Consider the following 25,251-nt stretch of genomic DNA (forward strand, 5'->3'; position numbering starts at 1 on the left):
GGGGATGCCGAGCACGCAGACGTCCATCGACGCGCGCGCCGCACTGCGCGCCGCCGTGAACGCCACCGCGTTGCGCCTCGCACCGGGGCACGGTCTGCCCGATCCGCGCCACCTCTCCCTCCTGTCGGAGGTCGAAGCCCCGGCGTCTCCCCGCGTCTGGGCCGATTCGAGCGCTCGCGCGCTGTCGGCCATGTTCGCGGCCCGCGCCCGGCGCGACGCCCTCGGCGACGGCGCCGCCCTCGTCTGGCGCTACTTCGACGGCACCCGGCTGATCCGACCGGCCTCGCTGTCGATGGAGGCGCGCGCGGTCCTCCTGGCCGGCGCCGGCGAGTACCTGTGCGCCGTCGGGCTGCCGCAGGTCGCGGTGCGCTTCGGCCGTGAGGCTCAGCTCTTCGCCGACAGCGACGCGACGCGCTTCTACGCCCTCACGGTGACGGCGCTGGGGTTCGCCCTCAACGGGGAGTACACCTCCGCCGACCCCGTCATGGATGCCGCCTCCGCGCTGTTCCGAACAGGCGGATGGGCCGAGGAGGAGTCGTCGTACCTTCTGCTGCTCGCCGACTCGCTGGTGGCGGCCGCCCGCATGGACCATCTGCGCTTGCGCGGGGTGGCACGAGAGCTCGAGCGCGTGCACCCGACGGACCCGTACTCGCAATACTCGGCCCGGGCGATCGACGCGATGGGCCGGCTCATCCACGGCGAGCACGCCGCCGGTCTCGCCGCTTGTCAGCAGCTGCTGCACGGGAGCGAACGCAGCATGAGCCACCGCTTCATCCGCGACTTCCTGCTCTGCATCCGCTCCGACATCATGCTCGCGCAGGGGCAGTACGCCGAGTCGCTCGCCTCGCTCTCCACCGCGGAGAGCCCGGAGGGGCACGGTATCTGCTTCGCCATGCAGCGCGGCGGCGCACTGCTGCTTCTCGGCCGAGAGCGGGAAATGCTCGCGGAGACCGAAGCGTGCGCGGCCTCCGACTCCGACCACTGCCTGCGGACGCTGACACCGCTGTTGCTGCGGAGGGCCATCGCGTTCCATCGCCTCGGTGACGACCGCCGCGCCGCCCAGAGCATGGAATCGGCTCTCCTGCTCATCGCGCACACGGGGAACTCGATGACCCCGTTCATCATGCTCCCCCCGGAGGAATGCGCCGAGCTCGTCGACGCCGCGGTCTGCACGCACCCCGAACTCGCCGAGACCGCCGCGTACATCCGCACGGCCCTGGCCTCGGTCGGCGCCCCGGTCGAGGCGCCCCGGTTGGCGGACCACCTGCACGGCTTCACTCCCACCGAACGCGCGCTCGCGGAGCTGCTGCTGACGCCTGCCGGCCTCGCCGACATCGCCCGCACGCGCGGGGTGTCGTTGAACACGGTGAAGAGCCAGGTGCGGTCGATCTACGTCAAGCTCGGCGTGGGCGCGCGCAGCGCCGCCGTCGTCGAACTGCGGCGCATCCTGGCATGAGAACGACGAAGGGCGGGGCTCCTCTCGGAACCCCGCCCTTCGTTCGTGTGTCTGGTGCTTACCAGGACGACTTGGTCACGCCGGGCAGCTCGCCACGGTGCGCCATGTCACGGAAGCGGACGCGCGAGACGCCGAACTTCGTGAGGACACCGCGGGGGCGGCCGTCGATGACGTCGCGGCTGCGCACGCGCGCGGGCGACGCGTTGCGGGGCAGCTTCTGCAGACCCACGCGGGCGGCCTCGCGGGCCTCGTCGGTCGCGTTGGGGTCGACCAGGGTCTTCTTCAGCTCGGCGCGCTTCGCGGCGTAGCGCTCGACGACGACCTTGCGCTGCTCGTTGCGCGCGATCTTGCTCTTCTTAGCCATGTGCTTAGCGCTCCTCTCGGAAGTCGACGTGCTTGCGGACCACGGGGTCGTACTTCTTGAGCACGATGCGGTCGGGGTTGTTGCGGCGGTTCTTGCGCGTCACGTAGGTGTACCCCGTGCCGGCGGTCGAACGCAGCTTGATGATCGGACGAACGTCCTGAGCCTTCTTCGCCATTACAGCTTCACGCCCTTCGCCTGCAGGTCACGGACGACGGACTCGATGCCGCGAGCGTCGATGACCTTGATGCCCTTCGCCGAAACGTTGAGCTTGATGTTGCGACCCAGCGACGGAACGAAGTAGGTCTTCTTCTGCACGTTCGGGTCGAAGCGGCGCTTCGTCCGGCGGTGCGAGTGCGAGATGTTGTGACCGAAGCCGGGAACCGCTCCAGTCACCTGGCACACTGCTGCCATGGTGATGTCTCCTTCTGTACCGTGACACCGGACGGTGCCACCCAAGATCCCTTGTCTGCACCCCGTCTGAACACGACGGAAGGCCGGGATCAGAAGGAGGGATGCGAACTGCGTGCTGGAGTGCGCGCAGACAAGGGGTCAGTCTAGCACGGCGTGTCGCCTTGACCTGATCCGGTCATCGAAGCGGGCCGTGGCTCGACAGGCTCAGCCACCTCACCGGGTCCCTGAGCCCGTCTCAGCGACCGGACCCATGCCCGCCCCACCCAGGTCCCTGAGCCCGCCGAAGGGACCCGACAGGGCGCCGGCTCTCTCAGCCCCCTCCGGCGGCGGCCTCGGCGGCTCCCCGTCCCCAGCGGAAGGCCGAGACGGTGGCATCCCCCTCGATCCAGAAGCGCCAGGGGAACGCGGCGGTACCGGCGATGCCGGCCACGCCCACGCGCGGTCCGGTCGCCACGGCCACCGGCGGCGTCTCGGGCAGGTACAGGCGCGCCCGCGCCCCGGCGCGCTCCTGCCCCGTGACCGCGTCGATGCCGTCGTGGAGGGGATGCCGGAGCCCCACGGCGTCGCCGAGACGACCGGGACCCCGCGCGAGGTCGCGGGGCGTGCGCACCGCGCCCCGACGTTCGAGACGGCGCCGCTCGGCGATGTCCGCACCCTCGACGATCTCGCCGCCGCGCAGCAGCACTCCACCGGCCACACCGTCGGGCCCGCACACCACGTTGACGCAGGAATGGATGCCGTGACTGAGGTAGACGTAGAGATGACCGGGCTCTCCCCACATGGTGGCGTTGCGCGGCGTGGGCCCCATCCGCGCGTGGGACCCCGGATCGGGACGGTCGCCCGTTCCCCGTCCGTGATAAGCCTCGACCTCGGTGAGACGCACGACGACCCGCTCCCCCGCGACGACGGTCTCCAGCCGTGCGTCGAGCAGCCGCGGAGCGACCTCGGCCGGCAGGGCGGTGAGATCGGCGCGGGTCGCCGCACGCATCACTGCGGCGGGACCTGGCACCACGACAAGTCGAAGCCCTGCAGGGCCACGACCTCCTGGCCGGTGTCGACCTCGACGAGGTGCGTGAGAAGACGCTGCGGGAGCGGCAGCTGGTAGCGGTCGAAGGGGTTGTCGACCGCCCGGGGGGCGATGAGCACGGCGGCATAGCGCCCGCTCGGCGAGACGCAGGTCTGCAGCACGGTGTCGGTGCCCGGCACGTCCAGCAGCTGCCGCACGGCGCCGTCGGTGTCGACGTGCGCCACGATGGTCGAGCGCGAGACGCCGTCGGAGCTGATGTCGGCGAAGGAGCGGATGGTCCCCGCGCCGGCACCCGGCACGGGGGTGGCCCGACCCGCGAGACCCGGCGGGTCGACGGGGTCGACGAGCCCCTGCTCGGAGCCGTCGGTGAGGTTGATCTCGCGGATGCCCTCGAGCCGCTCGACGACCGCCACCGACGATCCGCGCGCGATGCCGTCGATCGACACGGCGCTGCCGAGAGGGGCCGCGTTCCCACCCTGGGCGTCGGTGAGCAGGAGGCGCGAGTCGAAGGTGAGCACGAGCATGCTGTCGGTGTCGGGAACGAACCGGTAGTCGGCGATGCGCACGTCGCCGCCGTTCAGCCCCACCTCGGTGGGCGGGGAGTCCTCGGCGGCCGACGCCGTGAACAGGCGGCTCTCGCGTCCTCCCGCCGCACTCAAGTCGGCATCCGAGAAGGTGAAGCCGATGCGCTCGCCCCGGTCGGCCGACTGCAGGTTCGTGACGAAGCCCGGCCCCGGCAGGGCGATGTCGCGCTCGTTCTTCCCGTCGGGATCGGTCACGATCACCCGGGCGGTGTCACCGTCGCGCACCGAGATCACGAGATGGTTGGCGGTGGCGCGGAAGTCCTCGATGTGCGGGTGGACGAAGACGGGGAGCCCGGCCTCGCCCTCCAGGTCGGTGCGGAAGATCGTGTCGCCCTCGGGAGTGCCGCGCTGCATCAGGTAGGCCTGCAGCGGCGGCGTGCGGAAGGTCTCGGTGAGGGTCGACGCGGGCCCGGCTCCCAGTCCGTTCACCCCGTTGACGGTGATGCGGTAATCGGTGTCGTCGCGCAACGGGAGCGTGAAGCGCACACCCACGCTGCGCCCCGAGGTGTCGACGGTGAAGGGCGTCGCCGGCTCGACCTCGACCTGCGAGGGGTCGACCGTCTCGAGCGACTGGGTCGTGGTGAGGATGACGCGCGACCCCGAGGCAGCCACCGCAGCGGCCGGGTCCACCTGCACGTCGGTGACGCGCGGCCCCTGCGCCACGGCGAAGATCCCGCCCACCCCGCCGACCACGACCAGGCCCACCAGCACCGCCGCGAAGGCGACCGCGAACCTGCGGCCCCGGCGCGTGCGGGCACGCGAACGTCGGGACTCCCCCGCCCGCCGGGCGTCAGTACTCATACGGGTCCGCCGGCTCGTCGATCGCGGCGACCTCGTCGGCGTGCACCTCGAGCGTGCCGTCGCCGCTCGAGCGGACGGTGCCCGTGACCGTGACCCACTGCCCGGTCGAGGGCGCGTCGACCGCCGCGGCGATCGGCAGGCGGGCGGTCTGCGCGTCGATCACGCAGTGCGTGATGACCAGGCGCGTGAGGTCGAAGGTGGCGCCGTCGCCGCCCGGGGTGATGAAGCCGGTGAGGGTGACCGGCTTTCCGTCGAAGGTCTCCGGGTTCGTCGCGTGTGCGAAGACCGCCGACCAGTCGCCGATGCCGAATTTCGACGTGTCGCCCGAGGCGGCGAGGGTCACGACGTCGGAACCGGCGAACAGCGGAGGGGCCCCCACGTCGCGCGAGACGGCGAGCTCGGCCGACAGAGACGCGGCCGGGGTCAGCAGCACGGCGATCACCGCGCCCGAGGCGAGGACGCCTCCCGTGAACGCGGCGATCCCGCTCGGGGTCAGGCGGGGGCGCGCGGCGAGGTGGTCGTGCGCGGCGTGGTCGTGATCGTCCAGGGCGTCGCTGTGCTCGTGGTCGGCGTGCGCGAAGGCCTCGCGGCGCGCGGAGGCGGCCGCCGGCGCGTGCCCGTGCTCGTGGTCGTGGCCGTGGTCGGCTTCGGCGCCGAGCGGCAGCGCGAACGAGGCGATCGCGCCGACGAGGGCCACGATCGACATCCCGACGGCGAACCAGGCCGAGTCCGGATTGATGTACAGCGACATGCGGCCGGTGACCCAGAGCGTGATGGTGGTGACCGACAGGCACGCGGTCAGGCCCACGCCGAGCCAGCGGGTCGCGAGAGCGCCGGTTCTAGACAAGGAGGTTCACCACCGTTCCGAGCGCGAAGGCGAAGAGCACGACGACCACCGTCATCCCCGCCAGGACGCGGGTCGTGAAGGTCGTGCGCAGCAGCGCCATCATCTTCAGGTCGATGATCGGGCCGACCACGAGGAAGGCCACGATCGACCCCGGGGTGAACGTCGAGGCGAACGAGAGCGCGAAGAACGCGTCGACGTTCGAGCACAGCGACACGACGAGGGCGAGCACCATCATCGCGGCGATCGACAGGGCGGGGTCGGAGCCGATGGCCAGCAGCGCGCTCCGCGGCACGAGCACCTGCACCGCCCCGGCGAGGAGCGACCCGATGATGAGCGCCGGCATGACCGACCGCAGCTCGACGACGAACTGGGCGAGCGTGCGACGTCCGCGATCGCCGCGCTCCTGCACGACGATCTCGCACGTTTCGAGGAACCGCTCCGTGAGCAGCTTGTCGGGATCCGGATGCCGGCTGTACAGCCACCCGATGAGGTTGGCGACGAGGTATCCGCCGATGAGGCGCGCGACGAGGATGCCGTCGCTGAAGCCGAACGCGGCGTGCGTGGAGATGATCACGATCGGGTTCACGATCGGCGCCGCCACGAGGAAGGTGAGGGTGTCACTCACCCCGAAGCCGCGCATGAGCAGTCCGCGGGCGAAGGGCACGTTGCCGCACTCGCACACGGGGATGAACATGCCCAGCAGCGACAGCACCGCCCGGCGCGCCCACGGCGCGCGTGGCATCCATCTCTCGATCGCCCCCGGCGGCACCCAGACCTGGACGATGATCGAGAGCACCACGCCCAGGATGACGAACGGCAGCGACTCGATGAGCACGCTCAGCGCGAGGGTCAGGCCGTCCTGCGCGCGGGTGGGCAGGGGCTGCGAGAAGAAGGTGGGCGCGAGCGCGTCGACGAGGAACAGCGCGGTGACCACGACGACACCCAGGCCGAGCGCGACGAGGGTGCGGGAACCGCCCGAGCGGGGGGCGGCGGAGCGCCGACGGGTCGACGGCGCGGTGCGACTACTCGTCGCCACGCTCACGAGCCCGGGCGCGGGCGCAGTCGGTGCAGATGCCGAAGATGTCGACGACGTGCTCGGCCTCGCTGAAGCCGTGCTGGGCGGCCGTGCGCTGGGCCCACTCCTCGACGTCGGTCGCCGCGATCTCGACGGCCTTGCCGCACGATCGGCAGATGAGGTGATGGTGGTGACCGCGGGTCTCGCACGCGCGGAACAGGTTCTCGCCGTCGGGACTCTGCAGCGAGTCCGCATCGCCCCGGGCGGCGAGGCCGGCGAGGGTGCGGTAGACGGTGGCCAGTCCGATGCCGGTGTTCTCGTCGCGCAGGGTCGCGTGCAGCGACTGCGCGCTGACGAAGCCGCCGGCTCCGGAGAGGGCTTCGCGCACGCGCTCGCGCTGCCACGTGTTGCGCTGGACCATGCCGGCGAGTCTAGCGAGGGGTTCGGTGAATCGGCTGGGTGCTACAGCGCACGGGTCGTGCGATCGCGGCGCGCGCCGATCACGCGGCACACGAGGTAGATCGCGAACGAGATCGTGGTGATGTACGGGCTCACCGGCAACGTGCCCGCGACCGCGAGCAGCACCCCGCCCACCGCCGAGACGAATCCGAACAGCGCCGCGAGCACCGGCACCGACAGGGGCCCGGACGCCACCCGCATGGCGGCCGCGGCGGGGGTGACCAGCAGCGCCATCACGAGCAGGGCGCCGATGATGTGCACCGCGACGGCGACGATCAACCCGAGCAGCAGCATGAATCCCAGCGACACGGCGGTCGTGGGGACGCCACGGGCGGCGGCCGATTGCGGGTCGAGCGAGTCGAAGCGCAGCGGGCGCCAGATCAGCAGCAGCGCGACCAGCACCGCGACGCCGATGACGACCAGCCACCCGAGCTGTCCGCTCTGCACCGACACGATCTGGCCGGTCAGCAGGCTGAACCGCGTCGCGCTGCGCCCGTTGTAGAGCGACAGGCACAGGATGCCGACGCCCAGGCCGAACGGCATGAGCACGCCGATGATCGAGTTGCGGTCGCGCGCGCGGGCCCCGAGCAGGCCGATGAGCGCAGCCGCGATCAGGGAGCCGACGATCGACCCCGACACGACGTCGACGCCGATCAGCAGCGCCACCGCGGCGCCGGCGAAGGAGAGCTCGCTGATGCCGTGCACGGCGAAGGCCATGTCGCGCTGCATCACGAAGACGCCGATGAGTCCGCCCACGAGGCCCAGGACGGCACCGGCGTAGACGGAGTTCTGCACGAGCTCGAGGATCGCGCCGTACTGGCTCACCCCGCCGAACAGGGCGTCGCCGACGTCGGACCAGTTCATGCGTCGTCCTCGTCGTGGTGATGGTGGTGGGAGTCGTCGGCATCCGGAGCTCCGACGACGATGAGCTGGTCGCCCGCCCGCACCACGTAGACCGGGGCGCCGTAGAGCGCGCTCAGCGTCTCGGTCGTGAGCACCTCGTCGGGGGTGCCGAGCGTGAAGCGACCGTGGGCGATGTAGAGGATGCGGTCGACCCTCGACAGCACCGGATTGATGTCGTGGGTGACCAGGAGCACGGCGGCGTCGCGCTCGCGTCGGTGACGGTCGATGAGGCGGACGACGGCCTGCTGGTTGGCGAGGTCGAGACTCGTGAGCGGCTCATCGCACAGCAGCAGGGCGGGGTCGTCGGCGAGGGCCTGGCCCACGCGCAGCCGTTGCTGCTCACCGCCGGAGAGCAGCCCGACCGGGCGGTCGGCGAACGCGGTCGCCCCGACGGCCTCGAGCAGCTCGTCGACGCGGGCGCGGTCCTTCTTGCGCGACAGCGGCAGGCCGAGCCGGTGTCCGTCGACGCCGAGACCCACGATGTCGCGCCCGCGCAGCGGCGTCTCGCGCGGGAGCGGCCGCTGCTGGGGGATGTAGCCGATGCGACGGTTGCCGGCGCGGCGCACCGGCGCGCCCAGCGCCTCGATCGAGCCGGCGCTCAGCCGCTCGAGTCCGAGGATCGCGCGAAGCAGGGTGGTCTTGCCCGAGCCGCTGGGCCCGAGGACGGCGACGAGCTCGCCGGGCTCGACCTCGAGATCGAGCCCGGCCCAGAGCTCGCGTCCGCCCCTCTCGAGGGCGGCGCCGTGGATGCGCAGCGGGGCCGCTGCGCTCACGCGCCCAGCGCGTCGCTCAGCGCCGTGATGTTGCTCTGCATCCACGAGATGTAAGTCTGACCCTCCGGGAGCGTTTCCGTGAATTCGATCACCGGGATGTTCTTCGCCTTCGCCTCGTCCTCGACCTGCGTCGTCTCGGCGCCGCCGGTCTGCGGGTTGACGATCATCACGCGGACCTCACCCGAATCGATCAGCTGCAGCGATTCCAGGAGCGTCGCCGGGGGGACGTCCTGGCCCTCCTCGACCGACTCGCTGAACTCGTTCGGGGTCGCGTTGTCGAGCCCCGCCGCCTCGATGAGGTAGACCGGCACCGGCTCGGTCACGAACACCTTCGCCCCGGCATCCTTCGCCTCGATCTGGGAGAGGGAGTCCTCGAGCCCGGCGATCTGCTGGGTGAACGCCTGGGCGTTGGCGGTGAAGTCGGCGACGTGGTCGGGCGCGAGCGTACCGAGCTCTTCCGCGATGGCCGCGGTGAGGTCTTCGATCGTGTGCGGGTCGTACCAGACGTGCTCGTTGAAGCCCTCGATGTGGTCGTGGCCGTCGCCCTCATCGTGCGCGTGGTCGTCGGCGCTCTCGCTCGGCGCCGGGGTCGCGCTGTCGTCGTGCCCCTCGGCGCCGGGGTAGTCGTGGTTGTACTCGACCGCCGTGAGCACGGGAGCCGAGGTGCCGCTGGCCTCGATGAGCGACTCCATGAAGGCGTCGTAGCCCGCACCGTTCTCGATCACGAGCCCCGCGTTCTTCAGCGTGAGCTGGTCTTGCGCACTCGCCTCGTACTCGTGGGGGTCCTGCGACGACGAGGTGATAATCGACTGCACGTCGACGAAGTCGCCGCCGACGGCCTCGGCGATCGAGCCGTAGACGTCGGTGGATGCCACGACGGTGACCTTGCCGCCGGAGTCGGCGGTCGAGCCGGTCGAGGTCGAGGTGCCGGCGCAACCGGCGAGGGCGAGCACGGACGCCGCGCCGAGGACGACGGGGGCGAGAAGACGACGGGTCATGAAGACACCGTATCGCTGCTGATAATCGTTCTCAAACTCAGGGGCCAGGCCATAGCGGCTTTTCAGGAACCGCGTCGGCGAGACCACGGCGGCGGTGCTCGAGGAGGGCCCGCTCGGCTTCCACCGAGAACCGCAGCCACGTCGCCTCACCCGCCGCGATCGGCGACGCGGCGCCCACCGCGGTCTCGGACCTGCGGGCCGAGGTGCAGACCGAAGCGCTGCGGGCCGAGGTGCTGCCGGCCGAGGCGCCGCGGGGCCGACGCGCACCGGGCCGGCCCAAGCGCCTCAGCGGCCGCGGGTCCTGCGCTCCCGCCAGGCCCGCCACCCCCCGGTCGACCACAGAGCCCAGATCACCAGCAGGGGCTGGAAGAGCAGTCGGATGCCGCGGGCCAGGTCGGTGTCGAGGCCGAAGGCATCGGTACCGCGGACGAACTGCTCGATGTTGCCCGGGAAGATCGCGACGAAGAAGGCGGCCACGGTCCAGCCGACGGCGACGCGCCGACGGCGGAGGATCGCGAGGGCGAGTCCGAGCGCGATCTCGACGATCCCGGATGCCACGACCGTGACGTCGACCGGGAGCGGCAGCCAGGACGGCACCTGGGCGACGAACTCGTCGCGCGCGAACGTGAGGTGCGCGGTGCCGGCGAACACGAGTGCCGCACCGAGCAGCCAGCGGGCGAGGGTGCGGGTCAGGCTCATCTGTCGAGGGTAGGCGTGCCCGGGTTCGCCATGCTCACCACCCGCCGCGGCCGCTCCCCCCTGTTGAGTGTCCGAGACATGCCGCGCACGGGGCGTACCACCGGCGTTTTCTGGACACTCGACAGGGTGAGGGGCTGTCGGGGCTTCGCTGGCGCCCGCGTCAGCGCCGCAGGATGCGCTGGGCCAGGGTGTTGCCGAGCAGCTGGCCGGCCTGCACGATCACGACGATGATCGCCACGGTCACCCAGGTCGCCTGCTGGTTGAACTGCTGATAGCCGTAGATGATCGCGAAGTTGCCGAGGCCGCCGCCGCCGATGTACCCCGCCATGGCCGACATGTCGACGACCGCGATGAACATGAAGGTGTACCCGAGGATGAGCGGGGCGAGCGCCTCGGGGATGACGACCCCGAACAGGACGCCGATCCGGCGCGCACCCACGGCGCGCGCCGCCTCGACGGTTCCGGGATCGACCGCGACGAGGTTCTGCTCGACGACGCGGGCGATCACGACGGTCGCCATGATCGTGATCGGGACGATCGCGGCATCCGTCCCCAGGGTCGTGCCCGTCACCGCGCGCGTGACCGGAGCCACCGCGGTGAGGAAGATGATGAACGGGATCGGACGGATGAGGTTGATCACGAGGTTGGCGACGAAGAAGACGACGCGGTTCTCGAACAGGTTGCCCGGCCGCGTGGCGTACAGGAGCGCGCCGATGACGAGTCCCGCGACGCCCGCGATGAGCAGCGACACCGCGACCATGTAGACGGTCTCGCCGATCGACTGCAGCAGCACCGGGGTGAGGGTGTCCCACTTGTTCATGCGGATACCTCCGCCGCGGGAAGGACGACGTCGGTGTGCGCGCGCAGCTCGGCGACGACGGGTGCGAGATCCTCGGCGTGCACGCGATAGGTGAGGGTGCCGAGCTGCTTGCCGAGCACGTCGGTGACCCCGCCGTAGACGACGGAATGACGCGCGCCGTGGCGGTGGAACACGGCCGAGACGTCCTCGCTCGAGAACTCGTTGACCTCGACGCTCACGAGCGCGCCGCCTCCCGCGGCGAGCGCGGACAGGGCCTCTCCGCTTGGCACGCCCTGCGTCACCGCGGCGACGAAGCGCTTGGTCAGGTCGGCGCGGGGGTGCGCGAAGACGCGGTAGGTGTCGCCGCTGTCGACGACGCGGCCGCCGTCCATCACGATCACCTGGTCGCACAACTCGTGGACGATCGAGATCTGATGCGTGATGACGACGATCGTGATGCCCAGGCGCCGGTTGATCTCGCGCAACAGATCGAGCACCTCGGCCGTGGTCTGCGGGTCAAGGGCGCTCGTGGCCTCGTCGGCGAGCAGGATCTGCGGGTTCGTCGCGATCGCGCGCGCGATGCCCACGCGCTGCTTCTGCCCGCCCGACAGGCGTCGCGGGTACTGCTTCGCCTTGTCGCCGATGCCCACGAAGTCGAGCAGCTCGGCCACGCGCTCGTCGCGGTCGGCCTTCTTCCAGCCGGCGACCTTGAGCGGGTAGGCGACATTCGCCGCGACCGTGCGCGAGGTGAAGAGGTTGAACTGCTGGAAGATCATGCCCACGCGGCGCCGCAGGTCGCGCAGCTTCGCCTCGGTGGCATCCCCGACGTTCACGCCCAGCACCTCGACGGTGCCCGAGGTGGGCTTCTCGAGACCGTTCAGCAGACGCACGAGCGTCGACTTGCCCGCGCCGGAGTATCCGATGACCCCGACGATCGACCCCTCCTCCACGCTCACCGTGACGTCGTCGACGGCGTTCGTGGAGGAGCGGCGATCGGTGCGGAAACTCTTCGTGACGCCCCGCAGCTCGATGACCGAGGTCATCCCTTCTGTGCCTTGAGGGCGTCTTCGAGGCTGGTGAGCTCGTCCTGCAGCTGCGCGCCCGTCCACTCGGTCTGGAACTGCAGGTTGCCCTGGTTCAGCTCGGTGACCGCCGCCTCGACCTCGGGCGAGTGGTACGCGGCGACGAGCTTCTCCCAGCGCGGGTCGTCCTTCTTGTCGTCGCGGGTGACGAAGGCGTTGATGTAGGGCGCGAGCTGCGGGTTGTTCAGGTCTTCCTTGAAGATGATGAGCTCGTCGCCGAGCCCGCCCTTCTGCGCCTGCGTGTTGTTGACGATCGCGGCCTGCGCGCTGCCGTCCTTGAGCGCGGTGACGGTCTGGTTCGTGTCGACGGGCAGCAGTTCGACCTTGGAGGTGACGATGTCGGCCGGGGTCGAGAGGGCCGTCCCGCCGTCCTTCAGCGTGAGCAGCCCCGCCGTCTGCAGGTTGAGCAGACCGCGAGCGAGGTTCGTCGGGTTGTTCGGGATCGCGACCTTGGCGCCCTCGGGCAGGTCTTTCACGTCGGTGTACTGCTCCGAGTACAGAGCGAGCGGGTACACCGCGGTGGCGCCGACCGGCACGAGCGAGCCGTTGTTCTCGACGTTGAACTGTGAGAGGTAGATGAGGTGCTGGAAGAGGTTCACGTCGAGCTCGCCGTCCTGCACGCCCTGGTTGAGCTGCACGCCGTCGTTGATCGTGCGCACCTCGAGGTCGATGCCTTCGCCTGCGAGCTTCTGCTTCAGCACCGTCCAGTGCGCCTCGTTGCCGTCGTCGGCGCCCAGCACGATGCGGGAGGAGTCGTCGGAGGATGCCGCTCCCCCGGCGCACCCGGTGAGGGCGAGGAGGAGGGCTGCGGTGGAGGCGCCGAGGATCGTGGCCAGGCGCGGGGTGCGGTGCGAAGTCATGACACCACGTCAACATGCCCCCGCGCGAGGCTCAAACCGGACCGTTACGGCCCGTAACCGGTCGTCATACGGCGTCATCGATTCGACGGATCGCGCCCTCGGCGGCATCCCCTCGCCGTCGGGGCGTGGCAGGCCGACCGCCGTCACGGACGACCTGCCACGGTGATCACACCGCGACGGTCGGTGCGAACTCTGCGGAGAACCGGTGCACGCCGGCTCCGACTTCGGTGTCGACTTCACCGAGCCACACCTCGGCGACCACACCCTCGGGCACCGTCACCTCGAGATGCACGACGCCGCCCTCGCGGCGCCAGGCGACCGCGATCGTGCCGTGCCTGCTGTCGTACGACGTCGACGCGTCGTCGATGCCGTCGATCGGCTGCGGCGCGACGCGCACGCGGGAATATCCGGGCTCCAGCGGCGCGAGTCCCGCCAGCTCGCGATGCATCCAATCGGCCACCGCGCCCAGGGCGTAGTGGTTGAATGACGTCATCTCGCCGGGGTTGATCGTGCCGTCGGGCAGCATCGAGTCCCAGCGCTCCCACACGGTGGTCGCGCCCATGGTCACGGGGTAGAGCCACGACGGGCACTCGCGCTGCAGGAGCAGTCGCCCCGCGGTCTCGAGATGACCGGTGCTGCTCAACGCGTCGAGGATGTACGGCGTGCCGGCGAACCCTGTCGAGATGCGGTGGCCCGCCGCCTCGACGAGCTCCGCGAGGCGGTCGCCCGCCCATGAGAGCTCCTCGTCGTCGAGCAGTCCGAACACGATGGCGAGCGCGTACGACGTCTCGCAGTGATTTCGCAGCCGCTGCTCGTCGCGGGCGACGTACGCCTCGCGGAAGGCGCGCCGCGTCGCGTCGCGGAGGTGCTCGAGCTCGCAGCGCACGTCCCACCGGCCGAGAGCCTCCACGACGCGGACGGCGAGATCCGCGGACCGGTACAGGCACGCGGTGGCCACCAGCCCCCGGTCGGCCTTGGCCGCAGCGGGGTCCTCCGGGGGCGCGTCGGGGTCGAGCCAGTCGCCGAACTGGAACCCGCGGTCCCACAGACCGGTCTCCGACACGAGCGACGACACATGGCGGAGGTGCGCCAGCATCCCCTCGACGTTCTCGGAGAGCACGCGGACATCACCGGATGCCATCCACACGGCCCACGGCACCCAGACGATCGCGTCGCTCCACACCGCCGTCGAGTCGACGGGGGTGATGTCCTCCGGCACGCCCACGTACTTGAGCACATCGGGCACGACGTACGGCACGACCCCGCCTTGGTGCTGCTGCTCGACGGACACGTCGCGCAGCCAGTCGCGCAGGAAATCGCCGACGTCGAAGAGATAAGCGCTGGTGGGTGCGAAGACCGCGATGTCACCGGTCCACCCGAGCCGCTCGTCACGCTGCGGGCAATCGGTGGGCAGGTCGACGAAATTGCCCCGCGTGCTGTTGACGACGTTCTCGTGCAGCTGGTTCAGCAGGGGGTCGGAGCTCGAGAACGTGCCGGTGCGCCGCAGGCGCGAGCTGATGCGCACCGCTTCGAGTCCACCCCGGCGTACGGCATCCACCCCTCCGGGCCACCCGTCGACCTCCACGTAGCGGAAGCCGTGGAACGTGAAGCGGGGCTCGAAGACGTCGGTGCCCCCGGAGAGGATGAATCGATCCGTTGCGCGGGCCGAACGCAGGGGACGGATGCCGATCTCGTCCTTCTCGAGAACCTCGGCGTGCCGCAGCGTCACCACGCCGCCGGACTCGCCGGTGACCTCGGCGCGGACCCAGCCGACGAGGTTCTCACCGAAGTCGACGATCAGCCGACCCGTGGGCGAAAGCCACGCGTCGCGGACCGGGAGCGTCTCCACGGGGACGACGGGGGGTCCGACATAGGGTTCGAACCGCCCGGAGGGGACGTCGATCACCTCGACCGGCGCCTCGGGCGAGGCGGCTCCGCGACGACGGGCGTCGATGGTCTGCCCGTGGTACAGGTCGTCGGACACCGTGTCGGAAGCCCGGACCGACCACGAGTCGTCGGTCGCCCAGACCTGCGTGCGCCCGTCGGCGAAGACGAGCTCGATCTCGGCGATCGCGGCGAGGCGGTCACCGTAGACACCGGTCGCTCCCATCCAGGTCAGGCTCCCGCGGTACCAGCCGTTGCCGAGGGTGAGCTCCAGCGTCGACTCGGCGGCGACGAGATCGGTGACGTCGGTCTCCGCGACCCGCACGCGCCACTCGTAACTCGACCATCCGGGGGTCAGGAGCTCGTCGGAGACACGGATGCCGTTGATGGCCGCCTCGACGACACCGAGCGCCGAGTACCGCAGGGTGGCGCGCACCGGCTCACCGTGATCGGGGTCGAGGACGAAGCGGCCGATGAGAGTCGGAGCGCCGCCGCCCACGGGCGCTGCCGGGGAGATGAGGAGAGCAGTGGGGAACATGGTCAGCCCTTGATCGCCCCGCTGGTCATGCCCGCCACGATCTGGCGGTTGAAGAAGACGTACATGACGAGGGGCGGGATGGTGATGAGGAGGATGTCGGCGAACAGCAGGTTGAACTGCCCGGCACTGGTCGAGCTCGAGGCATAGGCGTAGAGGGTCAGCTGCACGGTCGCGTTGGCGTCTCCCGGGAGGAAGTACAGCGGGTTGGCGAAGTCGTTGAAGACAGCGACCGACTGCACGACGATGACCGTGACGATCACCGGTTTGAGCAGCGGCAGCACCACCTGGAAGAACAGTCGGATCGGCCCCGCGCCGTCGATGAGGGCGGCCTCGTCGAGCTCGCGGGGGATCGTGGAGACGAAGGCCCGGAACAGCAGGATGCAGAACGACAGGCCGAACGTCGCCTCGATGAGGATGAGACCGCCGAGGGTCTTGAACAGCCCGAGACCCTGAAGAACCCAGATGGTGGGCACGACCGCGGGAGGGACGATCAGCCCCGCGAGCACGAAGAAGTTGATCACGCCGTTCCAGCGCGACTTCTTGCGCTGCAGCACGTAGCCGACCATCGCCGCCAGCACGACCATGACCACCACGCTCGCCACCGTGAGCACGATGCTGTTGGCGAAGGCGCGGATCAGGATGCCGTTGCGATCGGCGAGGACCGCGGCGATGTTCTCCCACAGCTTCCACTCGGTGGGCCAGCTGAAGGCGAGCATCGACGCCTCGGGCGCGGTCTTGGCCGCGGTGACCAGGATGAAGGCGAAGGGCACGAGGAAGACGACGACCGACACGACGATGGCGATCGTGCCGACGGTCCACCGCCGCACGGCGAGGCGGGTCATGCGTCCACGCTCCTTTTGTTGATGAACATCGAGATGGGGATCATGACCGCCGTCACGACGATGAAGAGGACGACGTTGCCCGCGGTCGACAAGCCGTAGAAGCCGGCTTGGTACTGCTTGTAGATCACGGACGCGATGACGTCCGAGCTGAAGCCCGGGCCGCCCTTCGTCATCGCCCAGATCAGATCGAACGAGCGCAGACCACCGATGAGCGACAGGATCACGACCGTCCCGGTCGCCGGCCACGACAGCGGGAAGGTGATGTTGCGGAACACCTTCCACGCACTCGCTCCATCGACACGGGCGGCCTCGAAGTACTCCTGCGGGATCGCGACGATCCCGGCGATGTAGATGAGCGTGGCGATCCCGAGCCCCTTCCACACGTCGACCAGCGCCACGCTGATCAACGCGAGATTCGGATCCGTCAGCCACCCCGGACCCTGGATGCCGAACACCGACAGGGCACCGTTGACGAGGCCGTCGAACGGATCCAGCAGCACCTTGAAGGTCAGGCCCACCCCGATGGTCGAGACGAGCACGGGGAAGAACGTGACGGCCCGCAGGTAACCACGGCCGATGATCTCCGAGGTCAGCAGCACGGCGAGCGCGAGTCCGAGGACCACCTTCAGGCCGCTCGTGACGACGGCGTAGATCAGCGTGTGCAGGAATGCCTGCGAGAGCTGCGGGTCGGAGAAGAACTGGACGAAGTTGTCGAGCCCGATGAACTGGACGTCGAAGAGCGACCATCGGGTGAGGCTGAAGTAGAACGAGGCGAAGGTCGGTACGGCGAACAGCACCACGTACAGGGCGGCCGCGGGAATGTAGAACCACGACGGGTACATGCTGCGCGCTTTACGACCCGCCCGTGTCGCGGGGGGAACGCCTCCGCGCCGGTTCCGCACCTTGGGCGGCACCACATTGGCGAACGTCTGGGCCATCGTCACTCCTTCGTGGGGGAAGAGCGGGGCCGGAGAGGGGGTCTCCGGCCCCGCGATGTGCGGCGGGAAAGGGGGACCGACCGCACGGGGGCGCTGGACTCAGCGCGTTCTCACCAGCCGGCGAGGCCGAGTTGCTGGGCCTGCTTCTTCACGTCGTCGTCGTAGGCGGCGGCGCCGTCCTGCGCGCTAGAGATGCCGGAGCCGACGCTGATGGCGATGTTCTCGAGGTTCGGCCCCTTGACGGGAGAGAGGAACTCGAGGGCGGGAGCGCTCTTGCCCTCGTCGACGTACTTCTGGATCTCCGCGACCAGGGGCGCGGCGTCCGACGGCACAGAGCAGGAGCTGATCGAGAACGGACCGCCCGCGACGAAGTTGGCGTTCTGGACGTCGCAGCCCTCCGACGAATTGACGAAGGAGACGAACTTCTTCGCGGCGTCAAGCTTGGCCCCGTCCGTCGACTTCGGGATGTAGACCGCGTTGGGCTCCCAGACTGTCAGCGTGGTGTTCGCTGCCTTGTCGGCCGGCATGGCGAAGAAGCCGATGTCGTCGACTGCGTCGGGGGTGGATTGCTTGATGTTGCTGAGAACAGCGCTCGAGAGCATCGGGTACATCGCGGCCTTGCCCGTGGCCAGGGCGGCCGAGCCCTCGGCGGCGGTCGCGGTGGCGAAGTCGGCGTTGAAGAAACCCTTGTCGAAAGCGTCCTGGAGGTGGGTGAAACCGGCCAGAGCGGGCTCCTGCGCGAACTTCGCTCGGTTGGCGGTGAAGTCCTCGGCCCACTTCCGGTCCTGCGTGAGGACGTTGCCGAAGTCGGCGAGGAGGAAGAGCTGCGAGGTCCAGGTGTCGCCGTAGGTCTGCTCGATCGGTGTGATCCCCGCGGCCTTGATCTTCTCGGCGGCGGCGACCAGCGATGACCAGTCGGTCGGCACGCTGATACCGAGGTCGGAGAAGACCTTCGTGTTGTAGGCGATGCCGCCCGCCATCGACGTTCCCAGGGGCGCGCCGTAGGTGCCGCTGTCGGTGGAGACGACGGTCTTGAAGTTGTCGGTGACCTCGGAGACCCACGACTCGTCCGCGAGGTCGACGAGCGTCTGGTCGGGGTTCAGCGCCTGGAAGAGCGACCCCGTGTTGTAGAAGAAGACGTCGTCCATCTCGCCGGTCGACAGCTGGGTCTTGACGAGGTTGTCTCCCTCAGTGCCGCCCGGGCGGGTGTTGAGGGTGACGGTGATGTCGGGGTTGGCCTTCTCGAATGCGGAGATGAGCGCATTTCCGGTGGCGATGGAGTCGTCGCCGTTGGTGGTCAGGAAGGTGATCTCGACCTTGCCGTCGGCGGAGCCGCCGCCCGCTCCACCGGAGCAACCGGCGAGGGCCAGGGCGGTGAGGCCGACACCGGCGACGACGATCGTCGCCCGGCGCGGGGTGATGAATGAGGACACTGCTTACCTCCTTGTAAGGGGCCGGGTGCTGGGGACTCCGACCGGTGCGACGCCTCGGGACTCAGGTGCGAGATTGAGTGTAAACCGATCTACACCAGGCGACGAAGCGAGAATAAACCGAGTAGCGGGATTTCGTCAACCGATCTACATTGGGAGCAACGACCGAAGGAGCTCGATGCCGGACAACGCATCATCCGCGGGGCCGCCGACCCGCGCCGCGACGATCGAAGACGTCGCACAGCACGCCGGCGTGTCCAAGGCCGCCGTGTCGAAGGTGATCCGCGACGCCTACGGCGTGAGCGATCGGATGCGCGAGCGGGTCACGGCCTCCATCGCCGCACTCGACTACCGCCCTCGCGTGGCGGCGCGAGCGATGCGCGGGTCGACGGCGACCATCGGCGTGCAGCTCCCGCAGGTCGACAACGAGTTCTTCACGCGCATCCTCACCGGCATCGTGCAGGAGCTCAACGCCTCGGCCTACCGATTGATCATCGCCCCGATGGCCGACCCGGTCAGCGGGACGGCCGCGCTCGAGAGCCTCTACGACCGGCAGGTCGACGGCATCATCGCCGTCGCTCCGGCCGTCCCCCAAGCCTGGCTCGAGGGCCTCGCGCGGCGCGTCCCGCTCGTTCAGGTCGGCCAGCACGACCATCCTCAGCACTACGACGTCGTGGTCGGCGACGACGATGCCGGTGCGCGCCTGGTGATGGAGCACCTCTTCGATGCGGGTCACACCCGGATCGTGCACGTGACGAACGACGAGCGGATCCTCGTCGAACCCCGCACCGACCCGCACCCGCGGCGCCTGCGCGTCTACGAGAGCATGATGCGCGAGCGCGGGCTCGAGCCCGACGTCATCCGTATCGACTCGTCCGATCACGACACACGGCACACGGTGATCGACCTCCTCGACCGCGCGACACCGCCGACGGCGCTGTTCGCGGGTCACGACTCGCTGGCGCTGGCGGCCCTCGAGGTCTCCGCCGAACGGGGAGTGGGCGCCGCGGAGTTCGCTGTCGTCGGCTACGACGACGTGCCGATCGCCAGCCACCCGCTGATCGGGCTCTCCACCGTCGACCAGCACGGTCAGGAGATGGGCGCCACCGCGGCGCAGCTTCTGCTGGAACGGATCGGGGGTCGTCACGACGCGCAGCGCCGCGTGTTCTCTCCGGCCCTGCGGGTGCGGGCGACCAGCGGATCCGGTCCCGCGGGGAGCGATCGGACGCTCTGAGGCCTCCCTCTCCCCCGCCGAGGCCCGGCGCTGTCTCCCGGGCGGCTAGCCTGGAGGGTGATGTCACGGGATGAGAACGCGCGAAGAAGACTCTCCCGGAACAGCCCGCAGGGGCTCGTCGTCCTGGTTCTGGCACTGGCGGGGCTGTGCTCCTCGTTCATGTTCACCCTGGTGGTACCGATCCAGTCGCAGCTTCCGCAGCTGCTGAACGCCTCCCGCGACGACACCGCCTGGGTCGTGACCTCGACCCTGCTGGCGGCGGCCGTGATCACGCCCATCGCCGGCCGGCTCGGCGACATGTACGGCAAGCGGCGCATCGTGCTCGTGCTGCTGGTCGTCATGATCCTCGGCTCGGTCGTTGCCGCCTTGTCGACCGGGATCATCGGCATGATCATCGGTCGCGCTCTGCAGGGCGCCATCGTCGGCGTCGTCCCTCTGGGCATCTCGATCATGCGCGACGTGCTGCACGAGAACCGCGTCGACAGCGCCATCGCGCTGATGAGCGCGACCCTCGGGGTCGGCGGCGCACTGGGCCTGCCGATCAGCGCTCTGGTCGCCGAGAACACCGACTGGCACTGGCTGTTCTGGATCGCCGGAGCACTCGGCGCGGTGGTCTTCGGGCTGATCCTCTGGATCGTCCCGGTCAGCGTGCTGCGCACCGCCGGACGCTTCGACTATCTCGGCGCGGTGGGCCTGGCGGTCGGCCTGATCGGCGTGCTGCTGGCCGTCTCCCGCGGGAACACGTGGGGCTGGACGTCACCGCTCACGCTGTCGCTCGCGATCGGTGGAGTCGTCGTGCTGCTGCTGTGGGGCTGGTTCGAGCTCCGCATCGAGAACCCACTGCTCGACCTGCGGGTCGCCGCGCGCCGCCCCGTGCTGCTCACGAACCTGGCATCCATCGCCATGGGCTTCGCGCTGTTCACCTCGAACGTCGCCTACCCGCAGATGCTCGAGCTGCCGGTGGCGACCGGAGTGGGACTCGGGCTGTCGCTGCTGGCCGCGAGCCTGGTCGTCATGCCGTCGGGGCTGGTGATGATGGTGCTCTCGCCCATCTCGGGCACGCTCGCGCGCACGATCGGGCCGCGGGTGCTTCTCGTCGCCGGGTCGATCTCGCTCATCCTCGCGTACGGATTCAGTCTGATCTTCTCGACCGAGGTGTGGCACTTCGTCGTCGCCAACGTCCTGATCGGTTTCGGCATCGGCTTCGGGTACGCGGCCATGCCGATGCTCATCATGCGCGCCGTGCCGCCGACCGAGACGGGGGCGTCCAACGGCCTGAACGCCCTCGCGCGCTCCCTCGGAACCAGCATGGCCGCCGCGATCGTCGGCGTGGTGCTCGCGACGCTCTCGACCGGCGACGGCGAGACCCGTGTGCCGACGGCGCAGGCGTTCCAGGTGTCGTTCCTGCTGGGCATCGGGGCGGCTGCGGTCGCGCTCGTGCTGGCGCTGCTCATCCCGACGCGGCCGGCACCGCGCGCCGAGCGGTCATCGCTGCCCGATTAGTCGTCGCGGGACGCGCGCCGCCTGCGTCGAAGCCACGCCGACAGACGCGCGGTGTGGCGGTCGGTGAACTCGTTCGACAAGGCGAGGGCCTCGGCGCCGATGTCGGCACCCTCGTCGATCGCGCGCAGCGCACGCAGGGCCCGTTCCTCCGGGCTCTCGGCGTCAGGCTCCATGAAGTCCACGCTACGCGGCCCGCATCAATCCAGCAGCAGCGCCGGCTCCTCCAGCACGGATGCCACATCCGCGATGAACCGGGAGATCCCGTCCCCGTCGACCACGCGGTGATCGAACGAGCCCGACACCGTGGTCACCCAGCGCGGGCGCACCTCGCCGTCGACGACCCACGGCTTCTGCCGGATGGCGCCCAGGGCGATGATGCCGGCCTCACCGGGGTTGATGATCGGAGTTCCGGCATCCACTCCGAAGACGCCGATGTTGGTGATCGTGAACGTGCCGCCGGTCTGATCAGCGGGGCTCGTCTTGCCCTCGCGCGCGGTGAGCGTGAGGTTCTCGAGCGCCTTGGCGAGCTCTCGCGTCTTCATCGCCTGCGCGTCTTTGATGTTCGGAACGAGCAGGCCACGGGGGGTCGCGGCGGCGATGCCGAGGTTGACGTAGTGGCGCACGCGGATCTGCGCGCCGTCTTCGGTGTCGACCCAGGCGGCGTTGATCATCGGCGTGCGACGCAGCGCCCAGATCACCGCGCGAGCCATGATCAGCAGCGGCGAGATCTTGACGTCGGCGAAGTCGGGCGAAGCCTTGAGGCGCTTGACGAGCTCCATCGTGCGCGAGGCGTCGACGTCGACCCACACCGAGACGTGCGGGGCCGAGTAGGCGCTCGAGGTCATCGCGTTGGCGGTGGCCTTGCGCACGCCGCGGACGGGGATCGACTCTTCACGCGCGTCGGCCGCGGGAGCGGCGACGGATGCCGCGGGGGCGGCGACGGATGCCGCGGGGGCGGCGACCGGGATCGTCTCCTCGCGCACCTCGCCCCACGCGGGCGTCTCGATGTTGCGGAACACGCTCGCCTGCTCGGCGTGCTTCACGACGTCGTCGCGGGTGACCTCGCCCGCGGGGCCGCTGGGGGTCACGGCCGAGAGGTCGACGCCGAGGTCGCGCGCGAGCTTGCGGATCGGGGGCTTCGCGACGACACCGACGGAGGCCTTCACGGGGCGCTCCGCGGGCTTGCGCCGACGCGACGACACCGCACCGCCCGTGCCGTAGCCGACGAGCACCGCTCCGCCGGGGTCGCTGGGCTCGGGAACCGTGGCGGGGGCCGCGGGCGCCGGAGTGCCGGCATCCGCAGCCCCGATCGTGATGATCGGCGCACCGACCTCGACGGTGGAACCCTCGGATGCCAGCAGCTCGCCGACCGTGCCGGAGTACGGCGACGGGAGCTCGACGAGCGACTTGGCCGTCTCGATCTCGACGATCACGTCATTGACGGCGACGGTGTCGCCCGGGGCGACGCGCCACTGCACGATCTCGGCCTCGGTGAGGCCTTCCCCGACGTCGGGAAGGACGAAGGTCTGCTCGGTCACGGTGTGTCCTTTGCTCGGGAGCCAGCTTGCCACCGGCGATGCCGCAACGGAATGTTCCGGCGGCGGGAGGGCCTGACGGCCGGAGGGAGGATCAGTACGCGAGAGACCGGTCGACGGCCTCGAGGATGCGGTCGGCGTCGGGCAGGTAGGTGCCTTCGAGCTTCGCGGGCGGGAAGGGCACGTCGAAGCCCGACACGCGCAGCACGGGCGCCTCGAGCGCGAAGAACGCCTTCTCCATGACGGTCGCGGCGATCTCGGAGCCGAGGGACGTGAAGCCCGGCGCCTCCTGCGCGTAGACCAGGCGTCCGGTGCGGCGCACCGAGTCGAGCAGCGGGCCGTAGTCGACGGGCGAGAGCGAACGCAGGTCGATGACCTCGCAGCTCGTGCCCTCGCTCTCGGCGAGCGCGGCCGCCTGCAGCAGCGTCGTGACCATCGCGCCATGGCCGACGAGCGTGACGTCGGTGCCGCGGCGGACGATGCGGCTCGCGTGCAGCGGAAGCGCCGGGGCCTCGAGGTCGACCTCGCCCTTCTGCCAGTACTTGGCCTTCGGCTCGAGGAAAACGACGGGGTCGGGCGAATCGATCGCCTGCTGGATCATCCAGTACGCGTCGTTCGCGTTCGAGGGGCTGACGACCCGCAGACCCGCGGTGTGCGTGAAATACGCCTCGGGGCTCTCCTGGTGGTGCTCCACCGCGCCGATGTGCCCGCCGTAGGGGATGCGGATGACGACGGGCATGCGCACCGCGCCCTCGTGACGGTTCGTGATCTTCGCCAGCTGCGAGGTGATCTGGTCGAACGCGGGGAAGACGAAGCCGTCGAACTGGATCTCGAGCACCGGACGGAACCCGCCCATGGCGAGACCGATCGCGGTGCCGACGATGCCCGACTCCGCGAGCGGGGAGTCGATGACCCGGCGCGGGCCGAAGTCCTTCTGCAGACCCTCGGTCACGCGGAAGACGCCGCCGAGCGGGCCGATGTCCTCGCCCATGAGCAGGACGCGGTCGTTCGTCTCGAGGGCCCGGCGGAGGCCCGCGTTCAGAGCCCGGCTGATGGGCAGGTTCTCGGTCACTGCGCTCCCCCTTCCATCGACGCCTCGTAGTCGTCGAGCCAGCGCTGCTCCTCCTGGATCAACGCGTGCGCCTCGGAGTACACGCTCTCGAACATGTGCACCCGCGGGATGGTGCCGAGCTCGTTCGTGCGCACGCGCACGTCGTCGGCGAGGGCGGCACCCTCGGCATCCGCGTCGTCGAAGAACTGCTGCGAGGCGCCGCGGCCCTCGAGGTACGCGCGCATGCGGGCGATCGGGTCGCGCCCGGCCCACGCCTTCTCTTCGTCGGAGGTGCGGTACTTCGTGGGGTCGTCGCTGGTCGTGTGCGCGCCCATGCGGTAGGTCATGGCCTCGATCGCGCGCGGTCCGAAGCCTGCCCGCGCCTCGTCGAGGGCGGTCTTCGACACGGCGTAGCTGGCGAGCACGTCGTTGCCGTCGACCTGCAGGCTCGGGATGCCGTATCCCTCGCCGCGCTTGTACAGCGGCGAGCGCGACTGCGTCGCGACGGGGACCGAGATCGCCCACTGGTTGTTCTGCAGGAAGAAGACCTCGGGGGTCTGGAAGCTCGCGGCGAAGACCATCGCCTCGTGCACGTCGCCCTGGCTGGAGGCACCGTCGCCGTAGTAGACGATGACGGCCTCGTCGCGCTCGGGGTCGCCCGTTCCGCTCTTGCCGTCGAACACCAGTCCCATGGCGAGGCCCGTGGCGTGCAGCGTCTGCGCGCCGAGCACGAGCGTGTAGATGTGCGTGTTGCCGTTCTTCGGGTCGGTCGGGTCCCACCCGCCGTGGGTGAGGCCGCGCATGAGCCGGATGATGTCGATCGGGTCGACCCCGCGGATACGGGTGACCACGTGCTCGCGGTACGAGGGGAAGATGTGGTCCTGCGCGCGGGCGGCACGGGCGGAGCCGACCTGGGCGGCCTCCTGCCCGAAGGACGGCGGCCAGAGGGCGAGCTGGCCCTGGCGCTGCAGGTTGGTGGCCTGCACGTCGAATGCGCGGATCGAGACCATGTCGCGGTAGAAGGTCTCGAGCTCGGCGTCGGTGAGGGCGTCGATGAGCGGCAGGTAGCGCTCGGCGGCCGGCGTGGGGGCCAGCGTGCCGTCGGCTGCCAGAACGCGCACGAGAGCGGGATCGTCGAGCGGGGTCATGCACCCACGCTAACGCGCGGCCCATGCGCGAGACCGCATGAGGTGCACAACGGACGCGGGGATTCGGCGT

Annotated in this window: 26 protein-coding genes; 3 read left to right on the forward strand and 23 right to left on the reverse strand. The window is 70.0% G+C overall.

All coding sequences use genetic code 11. From position 1 onward, the window contains the following. Positions 1-4: 4 nt before the first annotated feature. Positions 5-1,456 (forward strand): hypothetical protein, encoded by a 1,452-nt coding sequence (locus tag AB0N80_RS01755; protein WP_363577195.1) that lies wholly within the window; start codon positions 5-7, stop codon positions 1,454-1,456. 58 nt (positions 1,457-1,514) lie between these two features. Here the strand turns inward: AB0N80_RS01755 and rpsN are convergent, their stop codons facing one another. From rpsN to AB0N80_RS01850, 19 genes are all read right to left on the reverse strand, one after another. Continuing rightward, the gene (gene rpsN, locus AB0N80_RS01760; protein WP_022878196.1) at positions 1,515-1,820 is read right to left on the reverse strand and encodes a 30S ribosomal protein S14; all 306 of its coding nucleotides are present in this window, start codon (positions 1,818-1,820) and stop codon (positions 1,515-1,517) included. A 4-nt stretch (positions 1,821-1,824) separates the two neighbouring features. Continuing rightward, positions 1,825-1,995 carry a 50S ribosomal protein L33 gene (gene rpmG / locus AB0N80_RS01765; protein ID WP_013584775.1) on the reverse strand — a complete coding sequence of 57 codons (171 nt, stop codon included), beginning with the start codon at positions 1,993-1,995 and terminating at the stop codon, positions 1,825-1,827. Then, positions 1,995-2,231, reverse strand: coding sequence for a 50S ribosomal protein L28 (gene rpmB / locus AB0N80_RS01770; RefSeq protein ID WP_055832508.1), 237 nt, complete (start codon positions 2,229-2,231; stop codon positions 1,995-1,997). The genes rpmG and rpmB overlap by 1 nt, the downstream gene beginning before the upstream one ends. Positions 2,232-2,541: 310 nt before the next feature. Further along, complete coding sequence (locus tag AB0N80_RS01775; RefSeq protein WP_363389424.1) at positions 2,542-3,219, reverse strand: DNA-3-methyladenine glycosylase; 678 nt, start codon at positions 3,217-3,219, stop codon at positions 2,542-2,544. Then, positions 3,219-4,643, reverse strand: a complete 1,425-nt coding sequence (locus AB0N80_RS01780) for a hypothetical protein (protein WP_315994231.1) — start codon at positions 4,641-4,643, stop codon at positions 3,219-3,221. Before AB0N80_RS01780 ends, AB0N80_RS01775 begins: the two co-directional genes overlap by 1 nt. Then, on the reverse strand, positions 4,633-5,490 hold the full coding sequence (locus tag AB0N80_RS01785) for a DUF1980 domain-containing protein (RefSeq protein ID WP_315994230.1): 858 nt from the start codon (positions 5,488-5,490) through the stop codon (positions 4,633-4,635). Before AB0N80_RS01785 ends, AB0N80_RS01780 begins: the two co-directional genes overlap by 11 nt. Beyond that, positions 5,483-6,532 (reverse strand): permease, encoded by a 1,050-nt coding sequence (locus AB0N80_RS01790; RefSeq protein ID WP_315994229.1) that lies wholly within the window; start codon positions 6,530-6,532, stop codon positions 5,483-5,485. The genes AB0N80_RS01785 and AB0N80_RS01790 overlap by 8 nt, the downstream gene beginning before the upstream one ends. Further along, positions 6,513-6,926, reverse strand: a complete 414-nt coding sequence (locus AB0N80_RS01795) for a transcriptional repressor (protein WP_076673009.1) — start codon at positions 6,924-6,926, stop codon at positions 6,513-6,515. Before AB0N80_RS01795 ends, AB0N80_RS01790 begins: the two co-directional genes overlap by 20 nt. Positions 6,927-6,967: 41 nt before the next feature. Then, a complete protein-coding gene (locus AB0N80_RS01800; RefSeq protein ID WP_363388624.1) occupies positions 6,968-7,828 on the reverse strand; it encodes a metal ABC transporter permease in 861 nt (286 codons plus the stop codon). Further along, a complete protein-coding gene (locus AB0N80_RS01805; protein WP_315994227.1) occupies positions 7,825-8,640 on the reverse strand; it encodes a metal ABC transporter ATP-binding protein in 816 nt (271 codons plus the stop codon). Before AB0N80_RS01805 ends, AB0N80_RS01800 begins: the two co-directional genes overlap by 4 nt. Beyond that, positions 8,637-9,638 (reverse strand): zinc ABC transporter substrate-binding protein, encoded by a 1,002-nt coding sequence (locus tag AB0N80_RS01810; protein ID WP_315994226.1) that lies wholly within the window; start codon positions 9,636-9,638, stop codon positions 8,637-8,639. Before AB0N80_RS01810 ends, AB0N80_RS01805 begins: the two co-directional genes overlap by 4 nt. Before the next feature lie 285 nt (positions 9,639-9,923). Continuing rightward, positions 9,924-10,337: a hypothetical protein gene (locus AB0N80_RS01815; RefSeq protein ID WP_363577198.1), complete on the reverse strand. Its 414-nt coding sequence runs from the start codon at positions 10,335-10,337 to the stop codon at positions 9,924-9,926. 160 nt (positions 10,338-10,497) lie between these two features. Further along, a complete protein-coding gene (locus AB0N80_RS01820) occupies positions 10,498-11,157 on the reverse strand; it encodes a methionine ABC transporter permease (protein WP_315994224.1) in 660 nt (219 codons plus the stop codon). Beyond that, on the reverse strand, positions 11,154-12,179 hold the full coding sequence (locus AB0N80_RS01825) for a methionine ABC transporter ATP-binding protein (protein WP_363388611.1): 1,026 nt from the start codon (positions 12,177-12,179) through the stop codon (positions 11,154-11,156). The genes AB0N80_RS01820 and AB0N80_RS01825 overlap by 4 nt, the downstream gene beginning before the upstream one ends. Next, a complete protein-coding gene (locus AB0N80_RS01830) occupies positions 12,176-13,078 on the reverse strand; it encodes a MetQ/NlpA family ABC transporter substrate-binding protein (protein ID WP_363577200.1) in 903 nt (300 codons plus the stop codon). Before AB0N80_RS01830 ends, AB0N80_RS01825 begins: the two co-directional genes overlap by 4 nt. Before the next feature lie 166 nt (positions 13,079-13,244). Beyond that, positions 13,245-15,500 carry a family 78 glycoside hydrolase catalytic domain gene (locus tag AB0N80_RS01835; RefSeq protein ID WP_363577202.1) on the reverse strand — a complete coding sequence of 752 codons (2,256 nt, stop codon included), beginning with the start codon at positions 15,498-15,500 and terminating at the stop codon, positions 13,245-13,247. Positions 15,501-15,502: 2 nt separating this feature from the next. Further along, positions 15,503-16,342, reverse strand: a complete 840-nt coding sequence (locus tag AB0N80_RS01840) for a carbohydrate ABC transporter permease (protein ID WP_363577204.1) — start codon at positions 16,340-16,342, stop codon at positions 15,503-15,505. Further along, positions 16,339-17,280 (reverse strand): sugar ABC transporter permease, encoded by a 942-nt coding sequence (locus AB0N80_RS01845; protein ID WP_363577206.1) that lies wholly within the window; start codon positions 17,278-17,280, stop codon positions 16,339-16,341. The genes AB0N80_RS01840 and AB0N80_RS01845 overlap by 4 nt, the downstream gene beginning before the upstream one ends. A 110-nt stretch (positions 17,281-17,390) precedes the next feature. Then, complete coding sequence (locus AB0N80_RS01850) at positions 17,391-18,713, reverse strand: extracellular solute-binding protein (protein WP_363577208.1); 1,323 nt, start codon at positions 18,711-18,713, stop codon at positions 17,391-17,393. Positions 18,714-18,888: 175 nt separating this feature from the next. Between AB0N80_RS01850 and AB0N80_RS01855 the strand changes: the two genes are divergently transcribed. Together AB0N80_RS01855 and AB0N80_RS01860 are read left to right on the forward strand one after the other, a co-directional pair. After that, entirely contained in the window at positions 18,889-19,944 is a 1,056-nt protein-coding gene (locus AB0N80_RS01855) for a LacI family DNA-binding transcriptional regulator (protein WP_363577210.1), read from the forward strand. A gap of 60 nt (positions 19,945-20,004) precedes the next feature. Further along, positions 20,005-21,447: an MFS transporter gene (locus tag AB0N80_RS01860; protein ID WP_363577212.1), complete on the forward strand. Its 1,443-nt coding sequence runs from the start codon at positions 20,005-20,007 to the stop codon at positions 21,445-21,447. Here AB0N80_RS01860 and AB0N80_RS01865 read toward each other — a convergent pair. The 4 genes from AB0N80_RS01865 to AB0N80_RS01880 all read right to left on the reverse strand — a co-directional run bounded on the left by AB0N80_RS01865 (position 21,444) and on the right by AB0N80_RS01880 (position 25,181). Then, complete coding sequence (locus AB0N80_RS01865) at positions 21,444-21,620, reverse strand: hypothetical protein (RefSeq protein ID WP_315994215.1); 177 nt, start codon at positions 21,618-21,620, stop codon at positions 21,444-21,446. The genes AB0N80_RS01860 and AB0N80_RS01865 overlap by 4 nt on opposite strands. A gap of 24 nt (positions 21,621-21,644) precedes the next feature. Next, a complete protein-coding gene (locus AB0N80_RS01870; RefSeq protein WP_363577214.1) occupies positions 21,645-22,985 on the reverse strand; it encodes a dihydrolipoamide acetyltransferase family protein in 1,341 nt (446 codons plus the stop codon). A 91-nt stretch (positions 22,986-23,076) separates the two neighbouring features. Next, complete coding sequence (locus tag AB0N80_RS01875) at positions 23,077-24,054, reverse strand: alpha-ketoacid dehydrogenase subunit beta (RefSeq protein WP_315994213.1); 978 nt, start codon at positions 24,052-24,054, stop codon at positions 23,077-23,079. Beyond that, positions 24,051-25,181 carry a thiamine pyrophosphate-dependent enzyme gene (locus tag AB0N80_RS01880; RefSeq protein WP_363577216.1) on the reverse strand — a complete coding sequence of 377 codons (1,131 nt, stop codon included), beginning with the start codon at positions 25,179-25,181 and terminating at the stop codon, positions 24,051-24,053. Before AB0N80_RS01880 ends, AB0N80_RS01875 begins: the two co-directional genes overlap by 4 nt. Positions 25,182-25,251: the final 70 nt, after the last annotated feature.

This window comes from Microbacterium sp. NPDC089188, assembly GCF_040685155.1.
In the GTDB taxonomy this organism is placed as follows: Bacteria; Actinomycetota; Actinomycetes; order Actinomycetales; family Microbacteriaceae; genus Microbacterium; species Microbacterium galbum.

Excerpts from the sequence above, each read along its gene's own strand:
- AB0N80_RS01755 (WP_363577195.1), top strand. The coding sequence starts at position 5 with ATGCCGAGCACGCAGACGTCCATCGACGCGCGCGCCGCACTGCGCGCC.
- rpsN (WP_022878196.1), bottom strand. The coding sequence starts at position 1,820 with ATGGCTAAGAAGAGCAAGATCGCGCGCAACGAGCAGCGCAAGGTCGTC.
- rpmG (WP_013584775.1), bottom strand. The coding sequence starts at position 1,995 with ATGGCGAAGAAGGCTCAGGACGTTCGTCCGATCATCAAGCTGCGTTCG.
- rpmB (WP_055832508.1), bottom strand. The coding sequence starts at position 2,231 with ATGGCAGCAGTGTGCCAGGTGACTGGAGCGGTTCCCGGCTTCGGTCAC.
- AB0N80_RS01775 (WP_363389424.1), bottom strand. The coding sequence starts at position 3,219 with ATGCGTGCGGCGACCCGCGCCGATCTCACCGCCCTGCCGGCCGAGGTC.
- AB0N80_RS01780 (WP_315994231.1), bottom strand. The coding sequence starts at position 4,643 with ATGAGTACTGACGCCCGGCGGGCGGGGGAGTCCCGACGTTCGCGTGCC.
- AB0N80_RS01795 (WP_076673009.1), bottom strand. The coding sequence starts at position 6,926 with ATGGTCCAGCGCAACACGTGGCAGCGCGAGCGCGTGCGCGAAGCCCTC.
- AB0N80_RS01800 (WP_363388624.1), bottom strand. The coding sequence starts at position 7,828 with ATGAACTGGTCCGACGTCGGCGACGCCCTGTTCGGCGGGGTGAGCCAG.
- AB0N80_RS01810 (WP_315994226.1), bottom strand. The coding sequence starts at position 9,638 with ATGACCCGTCGTCTTCTCGCCCCCGTCGTCCTCGGCGCGGCGTCCGTG.
- AB0N80_RS01815 (WP_363577198.1), bottom strand. The coding sequence starts at position 10,337 with ATGAGCCTGACCCGCACCCTCGCCCGCTGGCTGCTCGGTGCGGCACTC.
- AB0N80_RS01820 (WP_315994224.1), bottom strand. The coding sequence starts at position 11,157 with ATGAACAAGTGGGACACCCTCACCCCGGTGCTGCTGCAGTCGATCGGC.
- AB0N80_RS01825 (WP_363388611.1), bottom strand. The coding sequence starts at position 12,179 with ATGACCTCGGTCATCGAGCTGCGGGGCGTCACGAAGAGTTTCCGCACC.
- AB0N80_RS01830 (WP_363577200.1), bottom strand. The coding sequence starts at position 13,078 with ATGACTTCGCACCGCACCCCGCGCCTGGCCACGATCCTCGGCGCCTCC.
- AB0N80_RS01835 (WP_363577202.1), bottom strand. The coding sequence starts at position 15,500 with ATGTTCCCCACTGCTCTCCTCATCTCCCCGGCAGCGCCCGTGGGCGGC.
- AB0N80_RS01840 (WP_363577204.1), bottom strand. The coding sequence starts at position 16,342 with ATGACCCGCCTCGCCGTGCGGCGGTGGACCGTCGGCACGATCGCCATC.
- AB0N80_RS01845 (WP_363577206.1), bottom strand. The coding sequence starts at position 17,280 with ATGGCCCAGACGTTCGCCAATGTGGTGCCGCCCAAGGTGCGGAACCGG.
- AB0N80_RS01855 (WP_363577210.1), top strand. The coding sequence starts at position 18,889 with ATGCCGGACAACGCATCATCCGCGGGGCCGCCGACCCGCGCCGCGACG.
- AB0N80_RS01860 (WP_363577212.1), top strand. The coding sequence starts at position 20,005 with ATGTCACGGGATGAGAACGCGCGAAGAAGACTCTCCCGGAACAGCCCG.
- AB0N80_RS01865 (WP_315994215.1), bottom strand. The coding sequence starts at position 21,620 with ATGGAGCCTGACGCCGAGAGCCCGGAGGAACGGGCCCTGCGTGCGCTG.
- AB0N80_RS01880 (WP_363577216.1), bottom strand. The coding sequence starts at position 25,181 with ATGACCCCGCTCGACGATCCCGCTCTCGTGCGCGTTCTGGCAGCCGAC.